The organism is Shewanella putrefaciens, from assembly GCF_016406325.1.
Classification (GTDB): Bacteria; Pseudomonadota; Gammaproteobacteria; order Enterobacterales; family Shewanellaceae; genus Shewanella; species Shewanella putrefaciens.
Window position 1 is genome coordinate 240,199 of the sequence record NZ_CP066370.1, and the last position, 14,157, is coordinate 254,355.

At 45.8% G+C, this 14,157-nt stretch carries 13 protein-coding genes; 5 read left to right on the plus strand and 8 right to left on the minus strand.

Features of this window, described 5'->3' with window-relative positions:
* The first annotated feature begins 6 nt into the window (after nt 1-6).
* Nucleotides 7-768, plus strand: a complete 762-nt coding sequence (locus tag JEZ96_RS01150) for an SDR family NAD(P)-dependent oxidoreductase (RefSeq protein WP_025008008.1) — start codon at nt 7-9, stop codon at nt 766-768.
* Nucleotides 769-921: 153 nt separating this feature from the next.
* Here JEZ96_RS01150 and exaC read toward each other — a convergent pair whose 3' ends face one another.
* On the minus strand, nt 922-2,442 hold the full coding sequence (gene exaC / locus JEZ96_RS01155; protein WP_011787613.1) for an acetaldehyde dehydrogenase ExaC: 1,521 nt from the start codon (nt 2,440-2,442) through the stop codon (nt 922-924).
* Nucleotides 2,443-2,702: 260 nt separating this feature from the next.
* Here exaC and JEZ96_RS01160 point away from each other — a divergent pair, with 260 nt between their 5' ends.
* Nucleotides 2,703-4,604, plus strand: coding sequence for a sigma-54-dependent Fis family transcriptional regulator (locus JEZ96_RS01160; RefSeq protein WP_198779842.1), 1,902 nt, complete (start codon nt 2,703-2,705; stop codon nt 4,602-4,604).
* 42 nt (nt 4,605-4,646) lie between these two features.
* Here JEZ96_RS01160 and JEZ96_RS01165 read toward each other — a convergent pair whose 3' ends face one another.
* Both JEZ96_RS01165 and JEZ96_RS01170 read right to left on the minus strand, forming a co-directional pair.
* Nucleotides 4,647-5,996 (minus strand): ATP-binding protein, encoded by a 1,350-nt coding sequence (locus tag JEZ96_RS01165; protein ID WP_014609613.1) that lies wholly within the window; start codon nt 5,994-5,996, stop codon nt 4,647-4,649.
* Between the two features lie 14 nt (nt 5,997-6,010).
* Nucleotides 6,011-6,697 (minus strand): response regulator, encoded by a 687-nt coding sequence (locus tag JEZ96_RS01170; protein WP_011787616.1) that lies wholly within the window; start codon nt 6,695-6,697, stop codon nt 6,011-6,013.
* Between the two features lie 269 nt (nt 6,698-6,966).
* Here JEZ96_RS01170 and JEZ96_RS01175 point away from each other — a divergent pair, with 269 nt between their 5' ends.
* From JEZ96_RS01175 to JEZ96_RS01185, 3 genes are all read left to right on the plus strand, one after another.
* Nucleotides 6,967-7,455, plus strand: a complete 489-nt coding sequence (locus tag JEZ96_RS01175) for a Spy/CpxP family protein refolding chaperone (RefSeq protein ID WP_025008010.1) — start codon at nt 6,967-6,969, stop codon at nt 7,453-7,455.
* Between the two features lie 50 nt (nt 7,456-7,505).
* Nucleotides 7,506-8,387, plus strand: coding sequence for a cation efflux pump FieF (gene fieF / locus JEZ96_RS01180; protein WP_011787618.1), 882 nt, complete (start codon nt 7,506-7,508; stop codon nt 8,385-8,387).
* Nucleotides 8,388-8,595: 208 nt separating this feature from the next.
* Nucleotides 8,596-9,153 carry a porin family protein gene (locus tag JEZ96_RS01185; RefSeq protein WP_025008012.1) on the plus strand — a complete coding sequence of 186 codons (558 nt, stop codon included), beginning with the start codon at nt 8,596-8,598 and terminating at the stop codon, nt 9,151-9,153.
* A 147-nt stretch (nt 9,154-9,300) separates the two neighbouring features.
* Here JEZ96_RS01185 and glnG read toward each other — a convergent pair whose 3' ends face one another.
* The 5 genes from glnG to JEZ96_RS01210 all read right to left on the minus strand — a co-directional run bounded on the left by glnG (nt 9,301) and on the right by JEZ96_RS01210 (nt 14,103).
* Complete coding sequence (gene glnG, locus JEZ96_RS01190) at nt 9,301-10,713, minus strand: nitrogen regulation protein NR(I) (protein ID WP_011787620.1); 1,413 nt, start codon at nt 10,711-10,713, stop codon at nt 9,301-9,303.
* A gap of 37 nt (nt 10,714-10,750) precedes the next feature.
* On the minus strand, nt 10,751-11,797 hold the full coding sequence (gene glnL, locus JEZ96_RS01195) for a nitrogen regulation protein NR(II) (protein WP_011787621.1): 1,047 nt from the start codon (nt 11,795-11,797) through the stop codon (nt 10,751-10,753).
* 121 nt (nt 11,798-11,918) lie between these two features.
* On the minus strand, nt 11,919-12,455 hold the full coding sequence (locus tag JEZ96_RS01200) for a DUF4124 domain-containing protein (protein ID WP_061782979.1): 537 nt from the start codon (nt 12,453-12,455) through the stop codon (nt 11,919-11,921).
* A 195-nt stretch (nt 12,456-12,650) separates the two neighbouring features.
* Nucleotides 12,651-13,277 (minus strand): glutathione S-transferase family protein, encoded by a 627-nt coding sequence (locus JEZ96_RS01205; RefSeq protein WP_025008013.1) that lies wholly within the window; start codon nt 13,275-13,277, stop codon nt 12,651-12,653.
* Nucleotides 13,278-13,410: 133 nt separating this feature from the next.
* Entirely contained in the window at nt 13,411-14,103 is a 693-nt protein-coding gene (locus tag JEZ96_RS01210; protein ID WP_198779843.1) for a type 1 glutamine amidotransferase domain-containing protein, read from the minus strand.
* Nucleotides 14,104-14,157 lie beyond the last annotated feature (54 nt).

The following is a 14,157-nucleotide window of genomic DNA, read 5'->3' on the forward strand; positions in this document are numbered from 1 at the left end:
CTGACCATGAACACGACTCCAATTGCACTCATCACTGGCGCCAGCCGCGGTTTAGGTAAAAATACTGCCCTCAAATTAGCGGCGCAGGGGATAGATATTATCTTGACCTACCAAACGAATGCCGCTGCGGCCGCTGAAGTGGTCGCCGAGATAGAGTGGCTTGGCCGCAAAGCCGTTGCGCTGCCGCTGGATGTGAGTGATAGCGGCTCATTTGCTGAGTTTGCCACCCAAGTTAGCACAGTATTAGCCCAAACTTGGCAGCGGGAGTCGTTTAACTATTTGATTAACAATGCTGGTATCGGGATTCATGTGCCTATGGCGGAAACCAGTATCGAACAGTTCGATACCTTGATGAATATCCACGTCAAAGGGCCGTTCTTTTTGACACAAAGCTTACTGCCGCAGCTGATGGATGGGGGAAGCATTATGAATATTTCCACCGGCTTGACGCGCTTTGCGATTCCCGGATTTGGTGCGTATGCCACCATGAAAGGCGCGGTCGAGACTATGACTAAGTATTGGGCGAAGGAGTTAGGCCCACGAGGAATTCGCGTCAATGTGCTTGCCCCAGGGGCGATTGAAACGGATTTTGGCGGCGGTGCAGTGCGGGATAATGCGCAGATGAATCAGTTTTTAGCACAGCAAACTGCGTTGGGGCGTGTGGGCTTGCCTGACGATATCGGTGGCGCAATTAGTGCCTTGCTATCGCCAGCGGCCGCTTGGATTAATGCCCAGCGTATCGAAGCTTCAGGCGGTATGTTTCTGTAAGTATTTTTGGTGTCAGCATTTGATTTATTAATATTGTGTGACAGAAACAAGAAAGGGCGAATCGCCCTTTCTGTGTTATGACTTATTGCAGATAACTGACTGATATAAAGCCATTCATAAAACGTGTAGACAAGATCTCCTAGAAAAAGCCCTTTAGAAGAAACCTAAAGGATTCACATCGTAACTCACCAAGAGATTCTTGGTATTTTGATAATGGTTGAGCATCATCTTATGGGTTTCGCGGCCGATGCCGGATTTTTTGTAACCACCAAAGGCGGCATGGGCAGGATAGGCGTGGTAACAGTTAATCCACACGCGGCCCGCTTGAATGCCACGTCCCATACGTTGAGCCGTGTTCATGTCCCGCGTCCACACGCCAGCGCCTAGGCCGTACTCAGTATCGTTCGCGATCGCTAAGGCTTCGGCTTCATCTTTAAAGGTGGTGACCGAAATGACGGGGCCGAAGATCTCCTCTTGGAAGATACGCATCTTATTGTGGCCTTTCATAATGGTTGGGCTGATGTAATAACCTTCACTTTGGCCGCCATCGAGTTGGCAAAGTGTGCCTCCCAATAGCACTTCTGCACCTTCAGCCTTACCTATGGCTAAGTAACTTAAGATCTTATCGAACTGTTCTTTAGAGGCTTGAGCGCCCACTTGAGTGTCGGTATCTAAGGGATCGCCTTGCTTAATGGTTTGCGCACGGGCGAGCACTTTTTCGATAAAGCGATCAAAAATCGATTCTTGGACTAGCACCCGAGATGGGCACGTACAGACTTCTCCTTGGTTGAAGAAGGCCAGCAACATGCCTTCGACGGCCTTATTTAAATATTCGTCTTCATGGTCCATCACATCGGCAAAAAACACGTTAGGCGACTTGCCGCCAAGCTCAACGGTCGATGGAATTAAGGATTCGGCGGCGCATTTTAAGATGTGATAGCCAATTTCGGTGGAGCCCGTAAACGCAAGCTTAGCGATGCGTTTGCTGGTGGCCAGTGCTTGTCCAGCTTCGGCACCAAAGCCGTTGACTACGTTAAGAATACCCGCGGGTAATAGGTCTTCAATTAGCTCGAGCAAGACCAGAATCGATACCGGCGTTTGCTCCGCAGGTTTGAGTACCACACAGTTACCCGCCGCTAGCGCAGGGGCGATTTTCCATGCGGCCATTAAGAGTGGAAAGTTCCAAGGAATGATCTGGCCGACCACGCCTAAAGGCTCTGGGAAGTGATAGCTGACTGTGTTGCCGTCGATATCGGCAGCGCTGCCTTCCTGTGCGCGGATACAACCCGCAAAGTAGCGGAAGTGATCGACGAATAAGGGCAAGTCGGCGTTTAAGGTTTCACGCACCGCTTTACCGTTTTCCCAGGTTTCGGCTACGGCTAAATATTCGAGATTTTGTTCGACCCGATCGGCAATGCGCAGTAACAGGTTTGAGCGTTCGGTAACTGAGGTTTTACCCCATGCTTCTTTCGCTGCGTGAGCGGCATCTAAGGCTAATTCAATATCTTGGGCATCGGAGCGTGGGATTTGGCAAAAGTTTTGGCCATTCACGGGGGAGCGATTGTCGAAGTATTTACCATTGACTGGGGCGATCCATTTACCACCGATAAAGTTGGCATATTTTTCTTTGAAGTTAACGATTGCGCCTGCGGTTCCGGGTTGAGCATAAATCATAGAATCATTCCTTCTTGTTGATTGGCTTAGTGTTCTCTTACGTAACACTTTAGCGTTGCATACAAATGGATATCGCAAGGAGAGTGCCAAACTGGCAGGAGTTGTACACTTGTTGCGCTAACAGTATGATGAAAAGCTAATTTTGCAGATTTGAATAAGTATGGGCACTCAGGGATAGGAGTGTGTCCTGTGGTTACTTTGTCATTGAGTGGCACACAGCAATTGTGCCGAAACGGAACATAGCTCGGGGGAGCACGGTTATGACAGTTAAACCGCATTTACCATCGACACAGGCGTGGTTGGCCGATTCGTGGCAGCGCAGCATTGGCGCTGGCTTGTCAGAATTTCAGTTACCCCAGGAGCTCAGGCTCGATGCCTGCGAACTAAAGCAGAAACATGAGCAATATCAAATGCTCATCGCATTAGTGCAATCCTATGCCTTGCCTTTATTCAATCAGTTGATGGCGCATTCTAATAGCCGACTCTTGCTCTCCGATGCCGAGGGTTATGTGCTTAGGCATTGGGGCGTGAGCCGTTACTCTACAAAACTGGCAGACGTGGCTTTGGATATCGGGGTGAATTGGCTTGAGCAGCACAAGGGCACCAATGCGATAGGGACGGCACTTACCGCCAAACAAGCAGTATCTGTGGTGGGTGAGCAACATTTTATTCGCCAGAATCGTTTTATGAGTTGCACTGCTTGCCCGATATTTTCCCCCCAAGGTGAGATGCTCGGGGTGATTGATATCACCAGCGAGCAGCAAAGGCACACCCAGCAGACGCTGATGTTAGTGTCCAGTTTGGCACAGCAGGTCGAGACCGCGCTTTTGTGCCATCTGCCCGATAGCCATTATCGAATCGATTTAGCGGCGCAGCCCAATCTGCTCAATTCGGGTTGGCAGGGTATAGTGATTGCCGATAGCGATGGCCGCATCGTGGGTTGTAATCCCATGGCGAAACAATTGCTTAATCATGCCAAGGTGGGCGATACCGTCGAACAGTACTTAGGCGATAATTGGAGCCGTGCGGGTGGCTTTAATCAACATTTAGCTTTGCATTTACAGACTCAATCCCTAAATATTCCCAGCGCTAAGGGTCGAGTTGCGATTAGCAATAAATCGCTCACTCAATTGGGGGTTCGGTTTCGCGATCCTCTATTAGAACGCGCTTGGCAACATGCCAATAAGGTGATCACCAAACAAATTCCGCTGTTAGTGCTCGGTGAGACTGGGGTGGGTAAAGAGCAATTTGTTAAAAAGCTCCATGCTCAGAGTGCGCGTCGCATCGGGCCTTTAGTGGCAGTGAACTGCGCCGCATTGCCCGCTGAATTAGTCGAATCTGAACTTTTTGGTTATCAGGCAGGCGCTTTTACTGGGGCAAACCGCACTGGATTTATCGGTAAAATTCGCCAAGCCCACGGCGGCTTTTTATTTTTAGATGAGATCGGTGAAATGCCGCTGGCGGCCCAGAGTCGTTTACTCAGAGTATTGCAAGAGCGCGAAGTGGTGCCCGTTGGCAGTAATCAAAGTTTTAAAGTCGATATCCAAATCATTGCCGCGACCCATATGGATTTAGAGCAACAAGTAGCGCAGGGGCTGTTTCGGCAGGATTTATTCTATCGATTGAATGGTCTGCAAGTACGTTTACCTGCGCTGCGTGAGCGGCAGGATATCGAGCGTATTATCCATAAATTGCATCGTAAACATCGTATCGCCGCGCAGGATATCTGCCCAGAACTGTTAGGGAAAATGATGCAATACGACTGGCCGGGGAATTTGCGTGAGCTGGATAACCTCATGCAAGTCGCTTGCTTGATGGCAGAAGGAGACAACATCCTCAATTGGCAACATTTACCCGATTATCTGGCGGCCAAACTCACATGCGAGCCGTTAAAAGGAGACCTGTTACAAGCTGCATCTTTATGTGATGAATTTAAAGAGGTAAGCCGTCAACGTTCTGCATCACCCCTGCCAAGTGGTAAGTTCGTTGTGGAGCCGAATGTCACAAAGGTTCAATCGGATTCCCTAAATGAGGCGATTTATAGCAATGTCCTGCAGGCATACCAAGCCTGTAATGGCAATGTGAGCCAATGCGCTAAACGCTTAGGGATCAGCCGTAATGCCTTGTATCGTAAGTTGAAACAGATGGGAATTAAAGCTTAGCCATAAGGGTAAGCTTTAATCCCATGTCGATTGATTTAAGGTTTAAACGGGTAGGGTAATATTGACTTCAAGCCCATGTGGTACTCTATTCTTCGCCTTAATTTTTCCTTTATGGGCAGTAATGGCAGCTTCGGTAATGGCAAGTCCTAAACCCCAACCACCACTTTCTCTCTGTCTTGCCGAATCGGGACGGTAGAAAGGCTTAAAAATAGCATCAAGCTCAGAGGCATCAATGCCCGGCCCATCATCTTTAATGGTGATATAGACTTCATCAGCCGTGGCGTTGGCGTGTATATAGATATCGTTTTTGGCATAACGAATCGCGTTACGCAGCAGGTTTTCGATGGCGCGGGAAAGCGATTTTGGAAAGTGTGTTAATTCAATATCTTCATCTATATCGATAGTGATTTTTTTATCCTGTTGATCGGCCTCAAATTCCGCATCGTCTAGTACTTGGCTTAAGGATTCGGCTAGGCCTAAGCGCACTTTGGTTTCGTTGGTGTTGAGTTTGACTCGTGAGAGCTCTAGCAATTCCGCGATAAGTTTTTCAAGTTGTTCGGCCTCATAACCTATGCGGTCAGTTTCTGTGGTTTGCTGGCCTTTTTTGCGCGCAAGTGCCAAAGATAATTGTAAACGTGTCAATGGGGTGCGTAATTCGTGGGAGATATCTCCCATTAACCTTTGCTGATTTTTAACCATAGTTTCAATAGAATCCGCCATGCTATTAAAGGCACTGGCGAGTTGGCCTATTTCATCATTACGCTTAGTTGTGGCTTTATCAACACGGTTACTTAAATCGCCCTCAGCGAGAGCATTAGCACTTTTTTTAAGGGAATTTAGCGCTTTACCTAAATGCCACGCGAGTAAACCACAGAGTAACCCCGAAAGTAGAATTGCTAGACTTAAGGTTAACAGTTTGTTTTCGACAAAAAAGAAGAACCAAGGCCGTGGATGATGATCCGGCAAGCGGCCGTATAATGAGTAGGTTTCACCATTAACATTGAAGTGGTAAGGGCCAAATACCAATTCATCTTTAAATTGATGGCTAATGGGTCGTTTATCTTCATCTGTCATCAGCATAAAGCTACGAACACCACGGCTAATTTTTTGGGTATTAATCACTTGCCCTTCGCTGTTCGCGAGATAAATACGGAGCGGTTTTCCTTCCATATTTCTTTGTCTTTCCCATCGACGTAAAAAGTCAGACTCGAACAGGGAAGGATTTTCTTGGAATCGTATCGCAATATTGGATAACGCATTTTCAAGATGAGGTGGAATCGGTGCTCTATCGTGCTTTTGTTGTAGTAATGGCAACAGGCCGACCAAAGCAATGATCAGTGAGCTACAGAGCCAGAATCCGAGCAATAATTTGATAAATAAACGATTAGGCACAATATATTCCGCCCTTATGGTAGCCAGATATAACCTTTACCTCGGATGGTTTTTACCCTCGGTCTGCCATCGCTACGCTCGGGGAGCTTTTTCCGTAAATTGGACAGGTGCATATCTAAACTGCGATCGAAGGGCATAAGTTTTTTGCCAAGCACAATTTCATTTAGCTCTTCTTTATTCATTAACTCACCAGCGTGTAATGCTAGGGTATGCAATAGCGTGAACTCTGTTCCCGTAAGAATAATCAGTTGTTCATTACAGTAGGCTTCTTGGCGTGAAGGGTCTAAACGCAAATCGCCAAACTCTTGGGCTGGCGCCGCATGAATTTCTTGGGCGGTTAAATGGGCACGGCGGATAATTGCACGAATACGGGCGATTAACTCTCGGTCATTAAAGGGTTTTGGCAGGTAGTCATCAGCGCCAATTTCAAGACCCACAACGCGGTCTATTTCATCGCCACGGGCTGTTAGCATCAATACAGGAGTTTGTTTATGTTGGCGCAGGGCTCGAAGCACTTCAAAACCATTTAATTTAGGTAACATGACATCGAGTAAAATCAGATCAAAATCGGTTGTGAGGGCAAGATCTAATCCTTTCTTACCATCGTAGGCTAACGTTAAGGTAAAGCCTTCCAGTTCAAGCAACTGCCCGAGTAATTCCGATAAACCGAGATCGTCATCGATCAATAATATCCGACTCATAATGTTCCTTAATCTTTGTGATATGGCTTTATGTGCTTTTATCACTGGCAATGTTGTACTTTGGCTGAGTATACCCGTTTTGATGTCAATTGCTGTGTAGCAATGTAAGCCAAAGTAAAGAATAGAGTTATTGCCGCAACTTTACAGTGATTTACTCAGACAACGCCCTCGCTTACGTATAGCGCTATAGACTGTGATGGTCGAAAGTGATTCGGCTTGAAAAAGGGTCGTCACTGTGTCTTATCTATCTAAACATTGAGGTTAACATGATGAAAACATTATCTCCTTTGAAAGCAGGTTTATTTGCTATTTTAGCGAGTTCAACCGTATTCGCGACGACGGTCAGTGCAGAGCCAACCCAAGGCTGTGATCATTCAAGGGGTGAGTTCCATAAAAAAGGCAACAGAATGGAACATGGCGGTATGCATAAAATGTTTGAAGGACTTGATTTAACAGATGCTCAAAAGGCGGATATTAAAAAACTTTTTGCAGAGCAAAAAGCGTCTCGTTCAGATGAACGTCCAACGAAAGAAGAGTTGTTAGCACATCGTAATGAGATGCAAGCAGTTATCACCGCAGCCACCTTCGATGAAACTCAAGCTAAAGCTTTACTCAATGCTCGGCAAGATAAACGCCAAGCGCAAGCAATTGAACGTATGAAGATTCAGAATCAAATTTATAATCTACTGACGCCAGAGCAACAAGCGAAGTTTAAAGCACGATTTGAAGCACAAGCTGGTAAAGAACCTCGCGGTTAAGTGTCTAAGCTGATATACAATAGGGTCATCGCTTCCCGATATAGACCTTTATGACTCAAACTTCCCAATACGATTTTTGGGTCAAATTGGCTAGCCGCGCCTCTGTGGCTACCGCTTTGACCCTTATTATTATCAAACTCTTAGCTTGGTTATATTCAGGCTCTGCCAGTATGTTGGCTTCCTTGACGGATTCCTTTGCTGATGCACTTGCTTCTATTGTTAATTTTATTGCTATTCGTTACGCAATCGTTCCTGCCGATCAGGATCACAGATATGGTCATGGAAAAGCAGAGCCCTTAGCGTCCCTTGCGCAGTCAGCCTTTATTATGGGTTCAGCCTTTTTGTTGCTGTTTTATGGCGGAGAACGCCTTATTACTCCTGCACCAGTGGAGTATGCCACCCTAGGGGTTGTGGTTTCTGTAGTTGCTATAGCGTTGACATTGGCGCTGGTCATGTTGCAAAAACGGGCGCTTGCCGCAACTAATAGCACAGTGGTGGAAGCAGATTCATTACACTACAAGTCCGACTTATTCCTCAATGCCGCTGTGTTATTAGCATTAGTGTTATCCCAATATGGCTGGTGGTGGGCCGATGGTTTATTTGCCGTCCTGATTGCATTTTATATTGGTCATCAAGCCTTTGGATTAGGTTATCGTTCAATTCAAGCACTGTTAGATCGAGAATTAGACGAAGAAACACGTCAGCAAATCAAGCAGATTGCGAAGGAAGATCCTCGGGTGCAAGGGCTACATGATTTACGAACTCGTCAAGCAGGCAAAACTGTTTTTATTCAATTTCATTTAGAACTCGATGGCAATTTAAGTTTAAATGAAGCCCACAGTATCGCCGATACCACAGGCTTGCGAGTCAAGGCTGCATTTGAGGATGCTGAGGTCATTATTCACCAAGATCCGGTGAAACTTGAAGAGTGAAACGTAAAATAGGAGCAAATGATGGCATGGATGCAAAAGCAAAGTCACAGATTGGATTAGTGGCAAAGAAAATAACGTTATTTTTTACTCAAGCTGAATCAATCCTGTATGGTTTGTCTTTTGATAATTTAAACCATGACACTTCTAAATTGCTTATTGTAATATCCACGCCGTTCAATACCTTCGTTAAATCATTATGGGAATTATGATGAAAAAGTTATCAATTGTTATTATCTCTCTATTATCAACATTAGTGGCGACGCAAGTTTCAGCCGAAACAGATAAGACGGGTTTTTATGTTGGTGGTGCTGTTAATCGAGTGACACTTGATGCCTTAGGGGACTCTGAGTCGGGTACGGGTTTTGGTGTGTATGGTGGTTATAACTTTAATGAGTGGTTTGGATTAGAAGCCAACCTGTTTGCCACTGGTGATCTGGGTGATAGAAATGTGGATATGAGTGCTGGAGCACTAAGCTTTACGCCCAAATTTACAGCACAAATCAACGACATTTTCTCTGTCTATGCGAAAGTGGGTATCGCTTCTATGGCAGTAAATGTAGATGGTTTTGGATTTGATGAAGATTTCACCGGCTTTGGTTGGACCTATGGTGCAGGTATTAATGCAGCCGTCACCGAACACTTAAATATCAGAGTCAGTTATGATGTTACCACGGGCGATTTAGATGCCGACCATAGCTATGTTGGCATTAAAGATATGGACACAGATATTAAGCAATTTGCCGTTGGTGTTCATTACCAATTCTAAATCTGTTTCGGCTACTATTTTAGTGGCGATAAGATTAAATAGAAAAAGGGATATTGAAATATCCCTTTTTATTTAATATGTGTCCCGTCCTGAGTATTCATCGCTTTTCACTGATAAATATGAAGAGTGCTATAAATCAACACTCCATTAATCCATCGACAGTTCTTTTAATTTACGCGTTAGGGTATTTCGCCCCCAGCCTAAACGTTTCGCCGCCTCTTGTTTATGACCTTGGGTATGACGCAGCGCTGTTTCGAGTAATATGCGTTCGAAGGCCGGTTGTACTTCGGTTAATAAATCGCTATTTCCTTCAGAGAGTTTTTGGTCTATCCACTCGGTTAGCGCCGATTGCCAGTCTTGGCCAACTTTAGTCGCGTGAGTGATGCTCACGGGATCCTTAAGTAACTCAGGCGGTAAATCCTGTGGCAAAATTTCCTGTCCTGAAGCCATTACTGTTAACCAACGACAGGTATTTTCAAGTTGTCGTACGTTACCTGGCCAAGGGAGTTGTGAAAGTTTAGCTGCAGTTTCTTTGGTGAGGATTTTTGGTTCAACACCGATTTCCTTGGCGGCAGAAGCAAGAAAATGAGTCGCAAGTTGTGGAATATCCTCGCGCCGTTGTGATAGTGGGGGTAAGTGTACGCGGATCACATTGAGTCGATGAAATAAGTCTTCCCTAAAGCCACCTTTTTGTACCAATAACTCAAGATCTTGGTGTGTTGCAGCAATAATACGCACATCGACTTGCACTGCGTTATGACCACCGACGCGGTAGAATTGGCCATCGGCGAGCACTCTGAGTAACCGTGTTTGCACGTCTAACGGCATGTCGCCGATTTCATCTAAAAAGAGGGTACCGCCGTTAGCTTGTTCGAACCGACCTTGGCGGACATTGGCTGCGCCAGTGAAGGCACCTTTTTCGTGGCCGAATAGCTCAGATTCGATCAAATCCTTAGGGATCGCAGCCATGTTCAGCGCGATAAACGGCTTATCTTTACGCGGGCTGTGCTTGTGTAATGCGCCAGCAACCAACTCTTTACCCGTACCCGATTGACCATTGATCAGTACACTTATAGACGAGCGAGATAACCTGCCAATAGCGCGAAACACTTCTTGCATTGCAGGTGCTTCACCAATGATTTCAGGGGTTTTTACCTGTGTTTCTTGCACTGGGGCAGGACTTTGCTCAGTGGCATGGGTAAGGGCGCGTTCGACGAGGGAAATGGCTTCATCAATGTCGAAGGGTTTAGGTAAATACTCAAAAGCCCCTGCTTGATAGGCGCTTACAGCGCTGTCTAAATCAGAGTGTGCGGTCATAATGATCACGGGAATATGCGGGTAATGGATTTGCAACCGTTCGAGTAGGCTGAGCCCATCGGTGCCCGGCATACGAATATCCGACACTATTACGCGAGGCTGGGATATTTCTAAGGCTTGCCACAGGGATTCTGCCGCCGCAAAACTGGCGGTGCTGAGTTTGGCCCCTTGAAGTGCTTTTTCTAGCACCCAACGTATCGAGCTATCATCGTCGAGGATCCACACTTGTTCACTAATTCGCATCTTGCTTCCTCATACGGTATGGGTAGGTACTGTGAAATTATTTGGCATTTAAAATGGGTAACGAAATGGTAAATTCGGTATGTCCTGCACTGGAGAGACAATCGATTCTGCCCGAGTGTAAACGAGCAATATTATGGGCAATCGAGAGGCCTAAACCTGAACCTTGCTCGCGACTTGTCACCATGGGATAAAATAATGTGTCCATTAGCTCAGGCGGTATACCGGGGCCGTTGTCGATAATCGATAGGGTTAACACTAGCTTGTGACGCTGTGAACCTATGGTGACTTGATGCTGGGTGCGAGTGCGGATCAAAATTTCGCCACCTGTATGTTCAAGTGCTTGCACTGCGTTTTGCAAAATGTTGAGCACAGCTTGCTGCATTTGATCGGGATCCATCTCAATATCGGGAATGGATGGATCGTAATCCCGTTTGAGTTGGATGTTAGCGGGCAACGCCATTTCAACTAACTTATAAACCTTCTGCACGACTTTATGGATGTTGTGCAGGCTGTGCTGTGTCGGCCTTTGGGGGCCGAGTAAGCGGTCAACTAAGTTACGCAGACGATCTGCTTGTTCAATAATAAGCGTGGTAAATTCCTTTTGTGCCGGATCGTCAAGTTCCCGCGATAACAGCTGCGCCGCCCCACGAAGGCCGCCTAAGGGGTTTTTGATCTCGTGGGCTAAGTTACGTACCAAAAACTGCGCCGCTTGTTGCTGTGCATCTTGACTCAGTTGCTGGTGGATACGTCTTTGCTGGTCGACTTGGCGTAGTTCGAGCAGACTTAACTCTGCCTCATCTTCGAGTGGTACTAGGGTAAGATCGACAGTGTGATGTTGACCATCTAAGGTGACTAAGGTTGCGGTATTAACCGTTAATCCTTGGCTAGCTTTGACTGCGCTACTTAATAATTGTGTATCAATACCGAGAATTTGATAGTGTGCTGGCAAAGCTTGTTCTATAAGCCTATGGCTACCAACGCCCAGTAGTTGTTCTGCTGCAGCATTTGCATAGCAAGGCTTGAGATCCTTATCTATAACCAGTACAGCGGTAACTAAATGATTGAGCAGAGTCTCTTTATCCATTGACCGTTCCTATAAATAGGGTTGCATCAACATGATGCACCGATTTGGTGCAAGCTGCAACTCGACTTCATCAAACAGTTCAATTTTTCCTGAGTAACCTAATCCGTTGTTATTATATGTTTTAATTGGATTTTGGTTGTTTCTTTGGATGCGGAGCCATTGCTGCTTGATGAAGAAATATCTTTCTTGGTGAGCTTGATGCAAAGACTTTGCCGTTTTGAGTCATGGCGTCCACAATAATGGTGTGTTCGCCCCTATCAATGTTGGTCAACTTAAATCTACCGCCAACTTGAGGGGGCGCAATGATTTGGCCATTGAGTTTTAACTGCATTAGGAATTGGCTTTTTATTTCTGGACTGACAGTCGCAACCACTTCAAAATCCCCATTATTATCTCTAACTGTGGCTTCTTCTTCCGGAGAGATGATGTTGATTTGATACTGAATGTCTTCAATCACTTGATTGTTATTATCTGATCCTATCTTTACAGGAGGTAAGGCAATTTGGTTGAGTGTTTTTTCATTTAGTTCAACGACTTCTGCATTGGCTCTAGGCTCATCTGAGTAGTGGACTTTTCCATCTTTATCGACCCATTTGTAAATCGTGGCCTGTGCCTGCATGCTGAGCAGCAATAAGCCGATGAGTGTGAATGCGCGCATGCTAAAGTCCTTGTGACGTACAGATAAAGTTAATCAAGATTAGTCCCTTTTTTATCAAAAATCATGGTGTTTATTTCGCCAAGTAGTGAGTTGAATTTGCCTAGGACTGACAAATATTTGGGCTGAGATGATTATCGAAAAGGGGATGGTAGAAAGATAATTCAGGCCCTTATAGGCCTGAATTCTACTGGTATTTTATAGGCTAATATCGAGGCTTTGCTCTATTTGGTTTGCCTTATTCCAAGCACTATGTTGGGATAATTGAGTAGCATACCGTTGAATATGTTCAAATTTCACGAGATCGCCACTGTTAGCCAGTAGCTCTACCACGAAGGACATCATAATATCCGCACCTGTGAGCTTGTCTGCAACAAGATAGGTTTTGCCTGCTAACATATCATTGAAGTAGTGGCTAATTTTACTGACTTCAGTCGCCGCATAACCTTCAAGGAAATTGGTTTTACAGCCATCTTTTTGCACGAACATACGCAGTAACAAAGGCAGCATGGCTGAGCTTTCGGCAAAGTGCAGCCATTGCAGATAACTGACATAGTCTGCGCTGTCTCTGGCGGGGGCTAAGGTATCCGCCGCATATTTTTCAATAAGATATTCGGTAATCGCACCCGACTCGGCGATCACTTGACCGTCCATTTCGATAACGGGTGATTTGCCTAGCGGATGAATTTGCTTAAGTTCGGGTGGTGCGAGAAAAGTCTGGCTATCACGTTGATAACGCTTAATTTCATAAGGTTGACCGAGTTCCTCTAGCAACCAGATGATACGTTTAGAGCGTGATTTATTGAGATGGTGCAAGGTGATCATGGGCTTTCCTTTGAACAGTGAGAGTACATTTTGGCTATCGCACCATTATGGTGCGATAGCCCTTTTTAACGCATTTAGTACACTTGTGCGCCTGCCTTTGTTCATTTTAAGCTGAGCGTCGCGTATTTATCGCTTAGCCTCTCGCATTCAATTGCGCAACTATGGTTTCGGCTACGGCTTCGGATGATCCCGGATTTTGGCCTGTGATCAAATGGCCATCTGCGACAACAAAGCCTGTCCAGTCATCACCTTTGACATAATTGCCACCATTTTTCTGCAGCATGTCTTCAACCAAAAATGGCACGACATGAGTGAGTTGCACGGCTTCTTCTTCAGAGTTGCTGAAACCGGTAACACGCTTGCCGCTGACCAATGGCTTGCCATCACTGGTTTTAGGGTGCAGCAATGCAGCAGGCGCATGACATACGAGCCCTAGGGGTTTATTGGCTTGATAAAACTGTTCAATCAAGACGATAGAATGTTTATCTTCGGCAAGATCCCACAGTGGGCCGTGACCGCCCGGATAGAAAACCGCATCATAATCGGCTGCATTGATTGCACTTAAGCGAGTGGTATTTGCTAGCAGTGCTTGCGCCTCAGGATCTTTGCTAAAGCGCGCAGTGGCTTCGGTCTGAAAGTCTGGCTCATCACTTTTAGGATCGAGTGGTGGTTGACCGCCCAGTGGTGAGGTTAAGGTAATGTCAAAACCTTTATCTTTAAAAACATAAAAAGGTGAGGCGAATTCTTCTAGCCAAAAGCCGGTTTTTAACCCCGTATCACCGAGTTTATCGTGCGACGTGAGTACCATTAATATATTCATTTTCATACCTTTACCTTAGTTTCTCACATCAATATGTGTGAGCTTTTGGTTTAGTGCAAT